The organism is Amycolatopsis sp. cmx-4-54 (assembly GCF_046548895.1).
In the GTDB taxonomy this organism is placed as follows: domain Bacteria; phylum Actinomycetota; class Actinomycetes; order Mycobacteriales; family Pseudonocardiaceae; genus Amycolatopsis.
The window spans coordinates 95,100-110,299 of the sequence record NZ_JAEBEJ010000019.1 but is presented as its reverse complement, the minus strand read 5'-3'; the positions used below and the strand labels follow the sequence as shown (position 1 = coordinate 110,299).

General features: G+C 69.3%; 15 protein-coding genes. 7 read left to right on the top strand and 8 right to left on the bottom strand.

Translation table 11 applies throughout. The annotated features are described in order from the left end of the window. Positions 1-14: 14 nt before the first annotated feature. Positions 15-1,613: an FAD-binding protein gene (locus ACLJQ7_RS40205; RefSeq protein WP_410653433.1), complete on the bottom strand. Its 1,599-nt coding sequence runs from the start codon at positions 1,611-1,613 to the stop codon at positions 15-17. A gap of 99 nt (positions 1,614-1,712) precedes the next feature. Here ACLJQ7_RS40205 and kstD point away from each other — a divergent pair, with 99 nt between their 5' ends. The 7 genes from kstD (at position 1,713) to ACLJQ7_RS40170 (ending at position 8,213) form a co-directional block, all read left to right on the top strand. Further along, positions 1,713-3,374: a 3-oxosteroid 1-dehydrogenase gene (gene kstD / locus ACLJQ7_RS40200; protein WP_410653432.1), complete on the top strand. Its 1,662-nt coding sequence runs from the start codon at positions 1,713-1,715 to the stop codon at positions 3,372-3,374. 184 nt (positions 3,375-3,558) lie between these two features. Next, positions 3,559-4,698, top strand: coding sequence for a Rieske 2Fe-2S domain-containing protein (locus tag ACLJQ7_RS40195; protein ID WP_410653431.1), 1,140 nt, complete (start codon positions 3,559-3,561; stop codon positions 4,696-4,698). Then, positions 4,695-4,955 (top strand): hypothetical protein, encoded by a 261-nt coding sequence (locus tag ACLJQ7_RS40190; protein WP_410653430.1) that lies wholly within the window; start codon positions 4,695-4,697, stop codon positions 4,953-4,955. The genes ACLJQ7_RS40195 and ACLJQ7_RS40190 overlap by 4 nt, the downstream gene beginning before the upstream one ends. Then, entirely contained in the window at positions 4,952-5,977 is a 1,026-nt protein-coding gene (locus tag ACLJQ7_RS40185) for a 2Fe-2S iron-sulfur cluster-binding protein (RefSeq protein ID WP_410653429.1), read from the top strand. The genes ACLJQ7_RS40190 and ACLJQ7_RS40185 overlap by 4 nt, the downstream gene beginning before the upstream one ends. A 9-nt stretch (positions 5,978-5,986) precedes the next feature. Beyond that, positions 5,987-6,850: a MaoC/PaaZ C-terminal domain-containing protein gene (locus tag ACLJQ7_RS40180; protein ID WP_410653428.1), complete on the top strand. Its 864-nt coding sequence runs from the start codon at positions 5,987-5,989 to the stop codon at positions 6,848-6,850. 52 nt (positions 6,851-6,902) lie between these two features. Further along, positions 6,903-7,652 (top strand): class I SAM-dependent methyltransferase, encoded by a 750-nt coding sequence (locus ACLJQ7_RS40175; RefSeq protein WP_410653457.1) that lies wholly within the window; start codon positions 6,903-6,905, stop codon positions 7,650-7,652. A 102-nt stretch (positions 7,653-7,754) separates the two neighbouring features. Next, complete coding sequence (locus ACLJQ7_RS40170) at positions 7,755-8,213, top strand: riboflavin kinase (RefSeq protein ID WP_410653456.1); 459 nt, start codon at positions 7,755-7,757, stop codon at positions 8,211-8,213. Positions 8,214-8,302: 89 nt separating this feature from the next. On the opposite strand, the gene ACLJQ7_RS40165 is transcribed toward ACLJQ7_RS40170, so the two are convergent. The 7 genes from ACLJQ7_RS40165 to ACLJQ7_RS40135 form a co-directional block, all read right to left on the bottom strand. Continuing rightward, the gene (locus tag ACLJQ7_RS40165) at positions 8,303-8,872 is read right to left on the bottom strand and encodes a DUF5134 domain-containing protein (RefSeq protein WP_410653427.1); all 570 of its coding nucleotides are present in this window, start codon (positions 8,870-8,872) and stop codon (positions 8,303-8,305) included. Between the two features lie 73 nt (positions 8,873-8,945). Next, the gene (locus ACLJQ7_RS40160; RefSeq protein WP_410653426.1) at positions 8,946-10,115 is read right to left on the bottom strand and encodes a lipid-transfer protein; all 1,170 of its coding nucleotides are present in this window, start codon (positions 10,113-10,115) and stop codon (positions 8,946-8,948) included. Further along, entirely contained in the window at positions 10,115-10,510 is a 396-nt protein-coding gene (locus tag ACLJQ7_RS40155) for a MaoC family dehydratase (protein WP_410653425.1), read from the bottom strand. The genes ACLJQ7_RS40160 and ACLJQ7_RS40155 overlap by 1 nt, the downstream gene beginning before the upstream one ends. Further along, positions 10,507-11,421: a bifunctional MaoC family dehydratase N-terminal/OB-fold nucleic acid binding domain-containing protein gene (locus ACLJQ7_RS40150; protein WP_410653424.1), complete on the bottom strand. Its 915-nt coding sequence runs from the start codon at positions 11,419-11,421 to the stop codon at positions 10,507-10,509. The genes ACLJQ7_RS40155 and ACLJQ7_RS40150 overlap by 4 nt, the downstream gene beginning before the upstream one ends. Then, positions 11,418-12,599 (bottom strand): acyl-CoA dehydrogenase family protein, encoded by a 1,182-nt coding sequence (locus ACLJQ7_RS40145; RefSeq protein WP_410653423.1) that lies wholly within the window; start codon positions 12,597-12,599, stop codon positions 11,418-11,420. Before ACLJQ7_RS40145 ends, ACLJQ7_RS40150 begins: the two co-directional genes overlap by 4 nt. 3 nt (positions 12,600-12,602) lie before the next feature. Further along, positions 12,603-13,667 (bottom strand): acyl-CoA dehydrogenase family protein, encoded by a 1,065-nt coding sequence (locus tag ACLJQ7_RS40140; protein ID WP_410653422.1) that lies wholly within the window; start codon positions 13,665-13,667, stop codon positions 12,603-12,605. Positions 13,668-13,755: 88 nt separating this feature from the next. Then, positions 13,756-15,147, bottom strand: coding sequence for a WS/DGAT/MGAT family O-acyltransferase (locus ACLJQ7_RS40135; protein WP_410653421.1), 1,392 nt, complete (start codon positions 15,145-15,147; stop codon positions 13,756-13,758). Positions 15,148-15,200 lie beyond the last annotated feature (53 nt).

Here is a 15,200-nt window from a genome sequence, read left to right as displayed (position 1 = left end):
AACCGAGTCCAAGACTAGAACACGTTCTCGTTTTTGTCGACCGATCCCCGGTCGAGCGCACTGTGCAGTCCGGCACGCCGCCCGGAAAACACGCAGTCGGCCAGCGACAGACCACTCACGTAAGACCTAGAACAGATTCCCACCGCGGTCCGGCCCGCCGCGTACAGACCGCGGATCGGGGCGCCGGCGGCGGAACGCACCGCGCCGGTCTCCTCGTCCACGACCAGGCCCCCCAGCGTCAACATCGGGCACGGATAGCCCAAGTTCGGCTTGATCGAGACGTCGATCAGCGAGTACGGCGCCCGATCCAGCGGCCGCGCGAACTCCGCGGGTTTGCCCGTCGGATCCGCGCCGGACCGCGCCGCCTCGACACTGGCGGCCAGCCCGCCGGGATCGATGCCCGCCTTGCGCGCGACCTCGTCGAGCGAATCGGCGACAACGCGCTGTCGCAGCAGGTACCGCACCTGAAGTCCTTGGAACCATTGACTTTGCCCGCGCGCGTCCCGCCGGACCTCCTGGACGATGGCGTCGTCGACCAGCAGCCAGCCACGTCCTTCGTGGTCGGTGATCATGCGTTCGCCGACGGCCGCCCCGTACCGGGATTCGTCGATGATGCGGCCACCCGTCTCGTCCACGAGGAGGCCGCCGAGAAACGCCGACGGCGGGGTGATGAACCGCCAGGCCGAGATCCGCCCCAGTTCGGCGGTGGCCCCGCCCGCCTCGACCCCCATCCGGATGCCGGATCCGTCGTCGGCCGACGTCCCGAGCGCCAGCCCGCCGCGATACGCGGGCGCGTGCTCGCGCACCATCTCGCGGTTCGCGATGAACCCGCCCGCCGCGAGAACCACTCCACGCGAGGCGGAGATCCGCAGCTCACGGCCGTACCGGCGCTCGATCCGCTCCGCTCGCCGATGCAGCGCCTTCCGCAGCGACGGCACGTAAATCCCCGGTTTCGCGGCATATGCCGACAGCCGCTGGTGCGCAGCCCGGACACGGGCGGGCGCTTCCCGCAGGGTGGACACGACGACGCCGGTCACGGTCCCGTCGGCGTCCACGATCAGATTCCGCGCCGCGGTCTGCGTCAGCACCTGGATCCCACGGCTGCGGACGGCCTCCATGAGTCGTTTCATCAGCAGTTTCCCCGAGGTGCCGGGCCCTTTGACGCGATGTCCGCGCGGCGCGGGTTTGGCGGCGTCACGAAAGCCGCCCGCCGCCTCGCTTCCGGAGTAGTACAGATAGTGCTTGTCGCTCGGGTACGACGTCTTGTACGGGCACAGACTGCCCTCGAAGGGCACACCGTTGCCTTCCAGCCAGGAGATCATCTCCGTACTGCCCGCACAGAAACGCCGCAGCGTCTCCTCCGAGACGACGTCGCCGACCTCGAGCCGCAGGTAGTCGTACATCGCGTCGACACTGTCGTCGACGCCCGCGTCCCGCTGCTGCGCCGTCCCGCCCCCGGCGTAGACGACACCACCACTGACCGCGCTCGCGCCACCGCCGGAGAACCGGTCCAGCACGAGCACCCGGGCACCGGCGTCGGCGGCCTCGATCGCCGCACAGGCACCGGCCGCACCGAAACCCACGATCACCACATCCGCGACGAGGGAGTCCATGACCCCACCCTAGAACTAGAACACGTTCTCGTCTATGGTGACTGGAGCAGCGCGGATGCTGCTACATGCTTCCTACAACGTGTTTCAGGTGAGGGGCGTATGGAGTACGACGTGATCGTGGTCGGCAGTGGTGCCGCCGGGATGACCGCCGCACTGTCCGCAGCCCACCGGGGATTCGAGGTCCTGGTCGTGGAGAAGGCCGCCCATTTCGGCGGTTCGACGGCGCGCTCCGGCGGCGGCGTCTGGATCCCCGGCAACCACGCACTGCGGGCGGCCGGGATCTCCGAGCCCCCGGAGCGGGCGCGCGAATACCTCGAAGCGATCGTCGGTGACGTCGTCCCCGCCGAACTCCGGTCGGCCTTCCTCGACCGCGGCCCCGAGGTCCTGTCCTTCGTGTGCGACAAGACACCGCTGCGCTTCCGCTGGGTCCGCGGTTACTCGGACTACCATCCGGAGGCCCCCGGCGGGCGCGCCGGCGGACGGTCGGTCGAACCGGCCGCGCTCGACGGCAACCTGCTCGGTCCGGAGCTGGCGAACCTGGAGCCGCCGTACAGCGCTCCCCCGCTCGGCGCCCCGATCACCCAGGCGGACTACCGGTGGCTGAGCCTGCTCGCCCGGCATCCGCGCGGCATCCTCCGTGTGCTGAGCCTCGGCGGACGCTGGCTCACGGGCCGGATCCGCCGTCAGCGGCTTCTGTCCATGGGGCAAGCGCTTGCGGCCGGTCTGCGCGAGGGACTGCGGCGGGCGGATGTCCCCGTCTGGCTGAACACTCCGCTGGTGGACCTGGAGAGCGAAGGCGACCGCGTGACCGGCGTCGTCGTCCGCCACGAGGGCGAGGAGAAGACGATCCGCGCGCGGCTCGGCGTCGTCCTCGGCGCGGGCGGGTTCGAGCGCAACAAAGAGATGCGAGTCAAGTACCAGCGCGCGCCCATCGGTACGGAGTGGACCGTCGGAGCCGAGGCCAACACCGGCGACGCCATCGACGCCGGGCTCAACCTCGGCGCGGCCGTCGACCTGATGGACGACGCCTGGTGGGGCCCGTCCATTCCGCTGACCGGCGGCCCGTGGTTCGCGCTCGCCGAGCGGTCGCGGCCGGGCTGCCTCATGGTCAACGCACGCGGCGAACGCTTCGTCAACGAATCGGCGCCGTACGTCGAGGCCGTGCACGCGATGTACGGCGAAGGGGACGGCCCTGGCGAGAACATCCCGACCTGGCTGGTGTTCGATCAGCGCAACCGCAACCGGTACATGTTCACCGGCCTCGGCCCGCGCCAGCCGCTGCCCGGACGCTGGTTCAAAGCGGGCATCGCGGTCAAAGCGAGCACGATCGCGAAGCTCGCCGAGCGGATCGAGGTCCCGGCCGACGCGCTGGAGGCCACTGTCCAGCGGTTCAACGGCTTCGCCAGGAGCGGCGTGGACGAGGACTTCCACCGCGGGCGCAGCGCGTACGACCACTACTACGGCGACCCGCGGAACAAGCCCAACCCGAGTCTGGGCCCACTGGACGTCGCGCCGTACTACGCGGTGAAGATCGTACCCGGCGACCTGGGCACGAAGGGCGGTTTGCGGATCGACCCGCACGCGCGTGTCCTGCGCGAGGACGGGTCGGTGATCGACGGACTTTACGCGGCGGGCAACACGAGCGCGGCGGTGATGGGCCGCACCTACGCCGGCCCCGGCGCGACGATCGGCCCGGCGATGGTGTTCGGCTATCTTGCGGCCGAGCATCTCGCGCAGCAAGATCACGGCAGTCGCCAGTAGGCGGAGCTGAAATGTATCGGACAAAGGTGACCATACGCGTGAACCCGCCCCTGCCGACGGCCCCGCTATCGCGGTGCCACGGCGCCCGGCGAGCGCAAAGTGACATGTTCAGCCGACCAGCGCCGTGGCGACGTCGATCGCGGCCGCGGGTTCACCACCTGAAAATACCAGCGGGAGGCAGCCGATGACGACGGAATCCGTACGGCAGATCGACGCGGGCGCGCCCCCTTCGCGGTTCGCGCGCGGTTGGCACTGTCTCGGCCTGGCCGAGCCGTTCCGCGACGGGAAGCCGCACGCCATCACCGCGTTCGGGACGAAACTGGTGGTCTTCGCCGATTCGTCCGGCAAGCTGAACGTGCTCGACGGGTACTGCCGTCACATGGGCGGCGACCTCACCCAGGGCGAGGTCAAGGGCGACGAGATCGCCTGCCCGTTCCACGACTGGCGCTGGAACGGCAACGGCAAATGCGTCTCGATCCCCTACGCGAAAAGGGTTCCGCTGCGGGCGCGGACGAAGTCGTGGACCGTGCTGGAGGAGAACAAGCAGCTGTTCGTCTGGCACGACCCGGAGGGCAACCCGCCGCCCGAGAACGTCGTCATCCCGCGGATCGAGGGCGTGTTCACCGGCGAGTGGAGCAACTGGACCTGGGACTCGGTGCTCATCGAGGGCTCCAACTGCCGTGAGATCATCGACAACATGGTCGACATGGCGCACTTCTTCTACATCCACTACGCCTTCCCGACCTACTTCAAGAACGTGTTCGAGGGGCATATCGCCACGCAGTACCTGAACACGAAGGGCCGTCCGGACAAGGGAATGGCGTCGAACTACGGCGGCGAGGAGAACCTGCTGCGGTCGGAGGCGTCGTACTTCGGGCCGTCGTACATGATCAACAAGCTGCTCAACACGTACCAGGGTTTCGAGATCGAGAACGTGCTGATCAACTGCCACTACCCGGTCACCGAGAACTCGTTCGTGCTGCAGTGGGGCGTGAGCGTGAAGAAGTTCGAGGGTGTCTCCGACGAGCACGCGGACAAGATCGCCGGGAAGTTCGCCAAGGGCATCGGCGTCGGCTTCCTGCAGGACGTGGAGATCTGGCGCAACAAGACCCGGATCGACAACCCGTTGCTGTGCGAGGAAGATGGGCCGGTCTACCAGCTGCGCCGCTGGTACGACCAGTTCTATGTGGACGCCGCCGACGTCACCGAGGACATGACACAGCGCTTCGAGTTCGAAGTGGACACCAGCCGCGCCAACGAGGTCTGGGCGGCGGAGGTGGCCCAGAACCTGGCGCGGCAGCAGGCGGAAGAGGCCGGGGTGTGAAGCCCGAGACCGTCGAGTTCCTCACCGCCGGGCTTCAGCCGCTGAGCTGCCGCGCGTGCGGGACCTGTGTGCTGGTCAAGAAGAACAGCGTGCAGCACACCAGTATCCAGTGGACGACCGACGCGTCCCGGAGCTGCCCGGTGTTCGCCGAGCAGAAGGCTTCCGGCGCGCAGACGGCGTTGCTCGACACCTGTGGCAAGCTCAGCGACAGCATCGACGCCGCGTTGAAGGACGGCCTGCTGGAGGTGCCCGAATGAGTGGTCCCGTCACCGTGACCGTGGCCGAAGTGATCACCGAGACGGCCGACGCGCGGTCGATCGTGTTCGAGATCCCGGCCGAGCACTTGTCCGTTTTCGCTTACGCCCCAGGGCAGTTCCTCACCGTCCGCGTGCCGAGCGAACGGACCGGCTCGGTGGCCCGCTGCTACTCGCTCTCCAGCGCGCCGCACGAGGACCGGGTGCAGGTCACCGTCAAACGCACCGCCGACGGCTACGGGTCGAACTGGCTGTGCGACAACCTCCAGGCCGGTCAAGAGGTCCAGGTCCTGCCGCCGGCCGGGGTGTTCAGTCCCGCGTCGCTCGACGAGGACTTCCTGCTGCTCGCGGGCGGCAGCGGTATCACGCCGGTGATGTCGATCCTCAAGTCCGCGCTGGAGCACGGCACCGGCAAGGCAGTACTGCTGTACGCCAATCGCGACGAGCGGTCGGTGATCTTCGCCCGGGAGCTGGCGGATCTCGCCGCCCGGCACCAGGACCGGCTGGTCGTCGTGCACTGGCTGGAGAGCCTGCAAGGACTGCCGACGGAAGCGCATCTGCGTGCCCTGGTGGCGCCGTACACCGCGTACGAGGCGTTCATCTGCGGCCCGGGACCGTTCATGGACGCCGCGCGCACCGTGCTCAAGGACCTCGAGCTGCCGCGCAAGCGGATCCACCTGGAGCGCTTCCTTTCCCTCGGCGGGAACCCGTTCGAGGTGGCCGAGCCCGTAGCCGTCGAAGAGGCCGAGACGCCGGCGTCGGTCGAAGTCACCCTCGACGGGGAGACGAAGAAGCTCGACTGGCCGCGCCGGACGAAACTGCTGGACCTGTTGCTGGAAAAGGGTTTCGACGCGCCGTACTCGTGCCGCGAGGGCCAGTGCAGCGCGTGCGCCTGCCGAGTCGCCTCCGGCGAGGTGAAGATGCTGAACAACGAGGTCCTCGACGGCGACGACATCGCCGAAGGCATCGTGCTGGCGTGCCAGTCCCTGCCGCTGACCGACGAGGTCACCGTCACCTACGAGTAGGAGTTCCCCGTGCCCATCGATCCCTCGGTCGCCATCGGCGCCGACCTCGGCGAGGTGAGCTTCGCCTGGACCGCGTCGGACGTGCAGCTCTACCACCTGGCGCTGGGCGCGGGCGCGGATCCGACGAGCCCACGCGAACTGCGCTACACCTACGAGGACGGCCTCCAGGTCCTGCCGACGTTCGCCACCGTGGCGGCGAACCTGCGCGTGTTCGAGCCGCCCGCTGTCTCGTTCCCCGGTGTCGAGGTCGACCTCGGGAAAGTGCTGCACGGCAAGCAGGAGGTGATCGCGCACCGGCCCATCCCGGTGTCGGGGAAGGCCGTGGCGCGCACCCGGATCGTCGACGTCTTCGACAAGGGCAAGGCGGCCGTGATCGTGAACGAGACGGTCGCCACCGATTCGGACGGAACTCCACTGTGGACGTTGCGGTCGAGCCTCTTCGCCCGTGGCGAAGGGGGATTCGGCGGTGAACGCGGCCCGTCCGACCGCCTCGAACTGCCGTCGCGGGAGCCGGACGCGGTCATCGACACGCCGACGTTGCCGCAGCAGGCGCTGCTCTACCGGCTCTGCGGGGACCGCAACCCCCTGCACGCCGATCCCGCGTTCGCCGCGGCGGCCGGGTTCGACAAGCCGATCCTGCACGGGCTGTGCACCTACGGCGTCATCGCGAAGGCCGTCACCGACGAATTCCTCGACGGCGACACCGCCCGCGTCGCGTCGTTCTCGGCCAAGTTCGCCGGCGTCGTCTTCCCCGGCGAACCGCTGCGGACCCGCGTCTGGCGCGAGCCCGCCGGGCTGGTCATCACCACCACGGCACCGGACCGGGACGAGGCACCGGTCCTTTCCGACACTTTCTTGACCACGACAGACTGAATCATCGTCCCCGCAGGTAGCGGCTCTGGCTAGACTCGGGCAGGTGCGCCCCTTGATCTCGGACCCGTATGCGGAACTCGGCCGGGACTACACGCGATCGAGACGCCCGGATCCCCGCATCGCGGCCGCCGTCACCGCCGCTCTCGGCGACGCGCGCTCGGTGGTCAACGTCGGGGCCGGAGCCGGTTCCTACGAGCCGGAAGACCGCGCCGTGGTGGCCGTCGAGCCGTCGTGGCGGATGATCGCGCAGCGTCCGTCCACCGCGGCCCCGGCCGTGCAGGCGTGCGCGGAAGGACTGCCCTTCCCCGACGGCGCCTTCGATGCCGCCTTGGCGGTGCTGACCGTGCACCACTGGACGGACGTGACCGCCGGGCTGGCCGAACTGCGGCGCGTGTCCCGCCGCCAGGTGATCGTGACCTGGGATCAGGCGGTGTTCGCGCGGTTCTGGCTGGTGCGGGACTACCTGCCCGAGATCGCCGAACACGAAAGCAGGCTGGCCTGTCTCGACCGGGTCGTCGAGGAACTCACCGCGGCCGGGCGGACGCCTTCGGTGACTCCGCTGCCGGTGCCGTCGGACTGCGTCGACGGGTTCCTCGGCGCGTATTGGCGCAGGCCCGAGGCCTACCTGTCCGAGCGCGTGCGCGCGGGGATGTCCGGGGTGGCGCTGCTGGACCGGAACGTCGTCGCGACGGCGGTCGAGCGGCTGCGCGCCGATCTCGCGGACGGGCACTGGCACCGGCATCACGTCGGTCTGCTCGGCCGGACGGAACTCGACCTCGGGTACCGCCTCGTCACCACGTGATTCAGTACACAGTGGACGTCTCCCGCGGCGTGAACGGCGGTCGACCCCGGACGGCGAGGCATGGTATTCATGGCTTTCGTGACGGCAGGGGACGGGAGCGGCATGACGGCGGAGTACTTCGTGGTCCGTGGCCAGGTGGAGAAGGGCGATCAGCGGGGCAGGGAGCTGGGCTTCCCGACCGCGAACATCGCGCTGCGCGACCAAGACGGCCAAGTCGGCGACGGAGTGTGGGCGGGCTGGGCCGAACGCGCCGACGGCACCCGGATCGCGGCGGCGGTCTCGGTCGGCAGGCGGCCGACCTACTACGGCGCGGACGGCTACCGGCTCGTCGAGGCGCATCTGCTGGACTTCGGCGGTGACCTCTACGGCGAGGTGCTGACCGTCTGGCTGGGCCACCACCTGCGCGAGCAGGAGGCGTACCCGTCGTCGGAGGCGCTGATCGTCGCGCTGAACAAGGACATCGCCAACGCCGCGAAGTGGGCCGCGGACAACCCGGCCGAGGGCCTGCCGGACGCGGGCACCGCCGAGGCCGGGGTCGTGCGCCGCATCCCCGCCTCGTAAGCGAGTCACTCGTCCCCGGCGACGTTGCGAAAGCCACTTTCGCAACGTCGAGTGTTGCGAAAGTGGCTTTCGCAACACACTCAGGGACGTCAGACGGCCGCGCCCAGCAGCATGTAGCCCATCCCCAGCCCCATGACCACCCGGCACACCTGCCGCGACAGCTGACCGGACTCCCCGGCGCCCCGCGCCGCGAGTACTCCCGCGCGCACGGCGTCCGCCGCGAAATACGCCGCCACGGCACCGAAGACCAGCGATAGCCACAAGGCCGAAGTGCCGCCGGGCCCGGACATCACCAGCCACGGACCGTGCGTGACGTCACTGTGCGGCATGAACGTCACCATGAACAGCATCGCGGTGGCGGAGACGGCGTGGTGCCCGCACGAGGCGTGCCCGGACCGCCGCCCCTTCCACCACGAGACGGCGAACCAGCCCGCGGTCAGCGCCAGCACCGCCTGCCAGCCCGCCGCCGGGATCGGGCCGCCGACCGGGGACAGCATCGCGACCATGGCGACGACGAGCAGCAGTTCGGCCAGGTCGCCGTTGCGGACCGCCGCGCCCTGCCTGCCGTAGTCCAACCGGACGAGTCTCAGCACGCAGGGCAGGACCAGCGCGGCGAACACCGCGGTCAGGGCCCACGCGACGACGATTGGTCCAGACATGGCACCTCCCGGCCGGTAACCCTTTCACCGTGGCAGGTACCGCTCTAGTACACCATCGGGCATTGAGGTGATCTCAGCCCGCCGTCAGCACCAGTCCGCTCGTGGGGACACCGGTGCCGGCGGTCACCAGCACCCGCGAAGCACCGTCGACCTGGTTGACGGCGTCACCCCGGAGCTGCCGGACACCTTCGGCGATCCCGTTCATCCCGTGGATGTAGGCCTCCCCCAGCTGCCCGCCGTGCGGGTTGAGCGGGAGTTTCCCGTCGAGTTCCAGTGTCCCGCCGCCGATGAAGTCCTTGGCCTCGCCCTTTCCGCAGAAGCCGAGTTCTTCCAGCTGCATCAGGACATAAGGGGTGAAGTGGTCGTACAGCACGGCGAGGTCCATGTCGCCGGGCCCCAGCCCGGACTGCTGCCACAGCTGCCGTCCCACGACGCCCATTTCGGGCAGTGCCGGGAGATCGTCTCGGTAGTAGCTGGTCATCACGTACTGGTCCGGCCCGCTCCCCTGCGCGGCCGCCGCGATCACGGCGGGCCGGTGCGGCAGGTCACGCGCCCGCTCGGCGCTGACGACCACCAGGGCGACCCCGCCGTCGCTCTCCTGACAGCAGTCCAGCAGATGCAACGGCTCGGCGACCCAGCGGGAAGCCTGATGCTCTTCGAGTGTGATCGGCTTGCCGTAAAACCAGGCCTTGGGGTTGGTCGCCGCGCGAGCACGGTCGACGACGGCCACCCGGCCGAAGTCCTCGCTGGTCGCGCCGTACTCGTGCATGTAGCGCCGGGCGAGCATGGCGACGGTCGCGGCCGGGGTCGCGATCCCCATCGGGTAGTGGAACGCGTTGTCGACGCCGGAGGAGTTCACCTGCCCCGCCGCGGCCGAGGACACCTGACCGAACCGCATCCCGGACCGTTCGTTGAACGCCCGGTACGCGACGACGACGTCCGCGACCCCGGTCGCGACGGCCATCGCGGCCTGCTGCACGGTCGCGGCCGCGGCCCCGCCGCCGTAGTGGATCCGGCTGAAGAACTCGAGTTCGGGGATGCCCAGTTCCCGCGCGACGGCGATCTCGCTGTTGCCGTCCATGGTGAACGACACCAGACCGTCCACATCGGACGGAGTGAGTCCCGCGTCCTTCAACGCGCTCGATACCGCTTCCGCCGCCAGCCGCAGCTCGCTGCGCCCGGAATCCTTGGAGAACTCCGTGGCACCGATCCCGGCGATGGCCGCCCGTCCGGACAGGGTCATCACTCGCCTCCCAGCGTCAGCGCCACGGTGCCCACCACGTGCTCACCGAGACTGTCCACACCGGACACCGCGACCACCACGTCGTCGCCGTCCCGTTCCGTGACCCGTCCGGTGAAGGTCAGCGTGTCGTAGGCGTAGCAGGGCACGCCGAGCCGGATCTTGATCGACCGCACGAACGCTTCCGGTCCCGCCCAGTCGGTGACGAACCGCTGCACCAGGCCGGTGTCGGTGAGGATGTTGAGGAAGATGTCCTTCGAGCCGCGCTGAACGGCGGCGTCGCGGTCGTGGTGGACGTCCTGGAAATCACGGGTCGCCAATGCGGTGCTCACCACGAACGTCGGGGTGGCCTCGATCTTCAGTGGCGGCAGCTCGGTGCCGACCGAACAGTCCTTCATCGCGCGACCCTCCAAGCGGGCAACGTCAGTTCCTCGTCGACCTTCACGAAGGCCGCCTGCACCGGAAGACCGATGTGGACGGCCTCGGGATCGGCGTCGAGCAGCTCGCCCATCACCCGGACGCCCTCCTCCAGTTCGACGAGCGCGACCACGAACGGCAGATCCTTGCCGGGCACCTTCGGATGGTGATGCACCACGTAGCTGTAGACCGTGCCCCGTCCGCACGCGACGACGTAGTCCGGCTTCGCGTCGAAGTCACCGTCCGGCGGCATCGGGCCGGGCGGATGCCGCAGGGTCTCGCCCCACCGCTGGATCCGCAGTTCCCCGTCACGCAGCCCCGACCAGAAGAACTCGGTGTCCTTGCTGATCACCGGCCGCAGTACCGGGGCGGCCGCCTTGGCGGGCTCGGCGCCCGGCGGACGGAACTTCAGCACCCGGAACACCATGTCCGCGACGGCCTCGTCGCCGACGTACCAGGTGGTCTTCGTCGTCACGAACCAGCCTTCACCCAGCGCGGTGCGCTTCGGCCCGACGACGCTCTCGAGTTTCGCGGTCGCTTCGACCCGCTCGCCGTGCCGGAGGTAGCGGAAGTAGTTCTGCTCGGAGTTCGTCGCGACGACCGAGGTGAACCCGGCTTCGTCGAGCACCTCCATCATCGCGCCGAGCGGATCGTCCGACGCCCTCGTCCAGTGCAGCCCGCCCATCGTCCACACCTGCGCCATCGCGGGCGGCGCGACGAGTCCCTTGTGGACACTCTTGGCGGCGAACTCTTCGTCCACGTACACCGGATTGCGGTCGCCGATGGCTTCGACCCAGTTGTTCACCATCGCCTGGTTGACCGCGTCGCGCGCGGCCCTCGGCGCGGATTCCCCGCGCGCGGCGATGCTTTCGGCGGCTTCCTGGATGCTCATCGCGGCACCCTCGGCAGGCCGAGACCGGCGGTGGCGATCAGCTCGCGCTGGATTTCGTTGACTCCGCCGCCGAAGGTCAGCACCAGATTGCGTTTGGCCACCACGTCCAGCCACCGCGCCAGTTCCGCGGTTTCGGCATCGGCCTGATCGCCGTGTCGCGCCACGATCTCCTCCAGTTTCCTGGTCAGCCGCTGGATGCGCTCGGAGCCGACGATCTTGGTGGCCGACGCGTCGGCCACCGCCACCGGTCCGGTCGCCGACGACGCCGCGACCTGCCAGTTCAGCAGTTCGTTGACCCGGGCGGTCGCCAGGGTTTCCGCGAGCACGGCGCGGACGTCGGGCAGCTGAAGCAAGGGCATGCCGTCCGGCGCCTTCCTCGATGCCGCCCAGTCGCGGACGCGGTCGTGGAGACCGCCGATCCGCCCGGCGGGGCCGAGCATGACGCGTTCGTGGTTCAGCTGCGTGGTGATCAGCCGCCAGCCCTCGTTCTCCTTGCCCACCAGCATGTTCGCGGGCACGCGGACGTCCGAGTAGTAGGTGGCGTTCACGTGGTGGGCGCCGTCGCAGGTGATGATCGGCGTCCACGAATAGCCAGGATCGCGCGTGTCCATGATGAGGATCGAGATTCCCTTATGTTTCAGCGCCTTCGGCGCGTCTGGCGCGGTGCGCACGGCCAGCCAGATGTAGTCGGCGTCGTGCCCGCCGGTGGTGAAGATCTTCTGGCCGTTGACGACGTACTCGTCCCCCTCGCGCACCGCTGTCGTGCGCAGCGCGGCGAGGTCCGTTCCCGCGTCGGGCTCGGTGTAACCGATGGCGAAATGCACCTCACCGGCGAGGATCTTGGGCAGGAACAGGGATTTCTGCTCCTCGGTGCCGTACGCCTGCAAGGTGGGCCCGACGGTCTGCAAGGTCACCGACGGCAGCTGGACGTCGGCGCGGGCGGCCTCGTCGACGAAGAGGTGCTGCTCGATCTCACCGAACCCCCGGCCACCGTACTGTTCCGGCCAGCCGACGCCGAGCCAGCCGTCGCGGCCCATCCGCCGCACGATCTCGCGATACACCGGGCCGTGCCGCTCCCGCAGCATCGCGCGCCGCTCGTCGGCACTCACGAGCCCGGCGAAGTACTTGCGCAGTTCGGAGCGCAGTTGGTGTTGCGCCGCGGTCAGTTCGATCAGCATCGGTCACCCCGCCACCAGTTCGCCCAGTCCGGCCAGCCGATGAGAGGCGCCGCCGAGCGTTCGTCCCAGATCCTTGACCGCCGACGAGAACCGGTGCAGCGGATACGTTTCGTCCACGCCGATCCCGCCGTGCAGGTGATGGCAGACGGCCAGCGCCGTCGGCGCCTCCTCCGCCAGCCAGTACGCCGCGATGTCGAGCTCCGCCTCGGCGTCGAGCCCCGCCGCGAGCCGCCAGACCGCCGACCGCGCGGCCACCTGGACCGTCCGCGAGGCGACGTAGACGTCCGCGATCTGTTGCGCCACCGCCTGGAACGCCGCCAGCGGACGCCCGAACTGCTCACGTTCGCCGACGTGTTTAGTGGTCAGCGCGAGCGCGCCGGCGAGCAGCCCGTCGCCGAACGCCACGGCGCCCGCGAGCGCGAACCGGTGCAGTGTCGCGATCGACTCGCCGGGGCCGTGCCCGTTGAGGAGATCGGCGTCGGTGATGGTCACCGAATCGAGCGTCATCGTGTAGTCCGGCGTGCCGGAAGAGGTTCCCGTCTGCGTCAGCGTCACGCCGTCCGCGCGGGGATCGACCAGGAAGACGCCGGTGCCGCCGGGCAGCGAGGCGGGCGTCAGGATCCGGGTCGCCTCCGCCGCGAACGGCACCCCGATCTTGACGCCACTCAGGCGCCAGTCGCCCGCCGACTCCGCGACGGTCGCGGGCCGGGTGGTGAACGGCGCGGAAGGCTCGTGCAGCGCGGCGGTGAGCACGGCTTCGCCCGCGGCGACCGGCGGGAGCAACGCCGAGCGCTGATCGGGGCCACCGAGCGCGGTCACCGGCAGGACTCCGAACGCCAGCGACGCCAGCGCGGGCGTCGGCGAGGCGACGCGCCCGAGTTCGGTCAGCACCAAGGCGACTTCGGCGACGCCCAGGCCGTCACCGCCGAGCTCGGCGGGCAGCGCCAGCGCCAGCAGACCGGCGTCGGCCAGCGCGCGCCACGTGTCCGCGGGCTCGCGCTCCTTGCCGAGGACGCGTGCGGCCAGCGCGGTGACCTCGGTCTGCGTCTCGTCGAACTGGAAGTCCACACTGGCTCCTCACCGGGGCGAACGGGCACAATATTGAAACCTGTTCTAGTCTTAACCGGAAGGAGCCGCGACGGCAAGGGGTGAGGATCTAGGAGGTGGCTTTGAGCAGTTCCGCGAGCGCGTCGGGAAAGTGGTCGGCGAGCGGCCACAGGTCGCCGGTGAGTTCCCGCGCGCCGAGCAGGCCGACGTCGACCCTGCCCGCGTTGGACAGCACGGTGACGTTGAGCCCAGCGCCGTGGAACACCGGGCCGAGCGGGTAGAGCCCGGTGACCTGACAGCCCAGCAGGTACAGCGGCATCGGCGGCCCGGGCACGTTGGAGACCACCAGGTTGTGCACCACCGGATGCCGTTCGGCCAGGCGCAGCGCGGAATACGCGCGCACCGCGAGGCCGAACATGGTCGCCGCCGAGAACTGCGCCCAGTCCTGGAGCATGTCCGCGTCGATGGTGTGGTGGTGGTCCTTGGACAGCCGGTTGGATTCCGCGAGCATGAACAGCCGCGCGGCGGGATCGTCGAGATGGGTCGGCAGCGACGCGAAGAACGCCGAGACCTTGTTGCTGCCGTGCTCGCGTTCGGTCCGGCCGTGCACCGACACCGGCACCGTCGCCACCAGCGGATCCTCCGGCAGCTCGCCTCGGTCTCGCAGGAACTGCCGCAGCGCGCCGGAAACCACGGCGAGGACGACGTCGTTGACGGTCACCCCGAAGGCGTCCTTGACCTGCTTGACGTCGTCGAGGGCGAGGGAGGCGTAGGCGACACTGCGGTGCGCGGTGATCGTCCCGTTGAACGACGTGCGCGGCGCGGTGAACGGGACCGGCATTCCCTTGCCCTGCAACGCTTTCCCCAGCCACCTCGGCACGAGTTCGAACAGGTCGGGCAGCAGCTTCACCAGTTCGACCGGTCGTTTCGCGAACGACGTCAGCCCCGCGCCGAACAGCGCGCGCCTGCCGGGAACACCCGCGTTGTCCCGTTCGTCCTTCGCGATCTCCGGCGGCGGGGCGTCCGGCTCGAGCCCGGCGAGGTAGCTGATCAGGCTGGCGCCGCCGACCCCGTCGACGCTGGCGTGGTGCATCTTCAGCAGGACCGCGATCCCGCCGCCGGCCAGGCCTTCGATGACGTACAACTGCCAGAGCGGCTGCGTGCGGTCCAGCCGTTGTCCCGCGATGTGGGCGGCGAGCTCGGCCAGTTCCCGCCGGTCACCGGGAGCGGGTACGCCGATCCGGTGAACATGGGCTTCGAGGTCGAAGTCCTCGTCCTCGACCCAGACCGGATGCGCGAGATTCCAGAGTGGATTGTGCAGTTTGCGCCGGAACGCCGGGATCAGCTCGACCCGCTCGGCCAGTTTCTCCTTGAAGCGGTCGAAATCGTAGCCACCGGGCATCGTCGAACCGTCCAACGTGAGCAGCCCGCATATGTGCAGGACCTGGGCCGGCGTCTCCAGGTAGAGGAAACTCGCGTCCAGACCGCTCAATCTCTGCATAAGTAGCACCTTAAGTGAATTTTGCAACCCGTTCTAGGCGGTCACCCGGCGGT

Coding starts and splice junctions, on each gene's coding strand:
- ACLJQ7_RS40205 (WP_410653433.1), bottom strand. CDS start 1,613: ATGGACTCCCTCGTCGCGGATGTGGTGATCGTGGGTTTCGGTGCGGCC.
- kstD (WP_410653432.1), top strand. CDS start 1,713: ATGGAGTACGACGTGATCGTGGTCGGCAGTGGTGCCGCCGGGATGACC.
- ACLJQ7_RS40195 (WP_410653431.1), top strand. CDS start 3,559: ATGACGACGGAATCCGTACGGCAGATCGACGCGGGCGCGCCCCCTTCG.
- ACLJQ7_RS40185 (WP_410653429.1), top strand. CDS start 4,952: ATGAGTGGTCCCGTCACCGTGACCGTGGCCGAAGTGATCACCGAGACG.
- ACLJQ7_RS40170 (WP_410653456.1), top strand. CDS start 7,755: ATGACGGCGGAGTACTTCGTGGTCCGTGGCCAGGTGGAGAAGGGCGAT.
- ACLJQ7_RS40165 (WP_410653427.1), bottom strand. CDS start 8,872: ATGTCTGGACCAATCGTCGTCGCGTGGGCCCTGACCGCGGTGTTCGCC.
- ACLJQ7_RS40160 (WP_410653426.1), bottom strand. CDS start 10,115: ATGACCCTGTCCGGACGGGCGGCCATCGCCGGGATCGGTGCCACGGAG.
- ACLJQ7_RS40155 (WP_410653425.1), bottom strand. CDS start 10,510: ATGAAGGACTGTTCGGTCGGCACCGAGCTGCCGCCACTGAAGATCGAG.
- ACLJQ7_RS40150 (WP_410653424.1), bottom strand. CDS start 11,421: ATGAGCATCCAGGAAGCCGCCGAAAGCATCGCCGCGCGCGGGGAATCC.
- ACLJQ7_RS40145 (WP_410653423.1), bottom strand. CDS start 12,599: ATGCTGATCGAACTGACCGCGGCGCAACACCAACTGCGCTCCGAACTG.
- ACLJQ7_RS40135 (WP_410653421.1), bottom strand. CDS start 15,147: ATGCAGAGATTGAGCGGTCTGGACGCGAGTTTCCTCTACCTGGAGACG.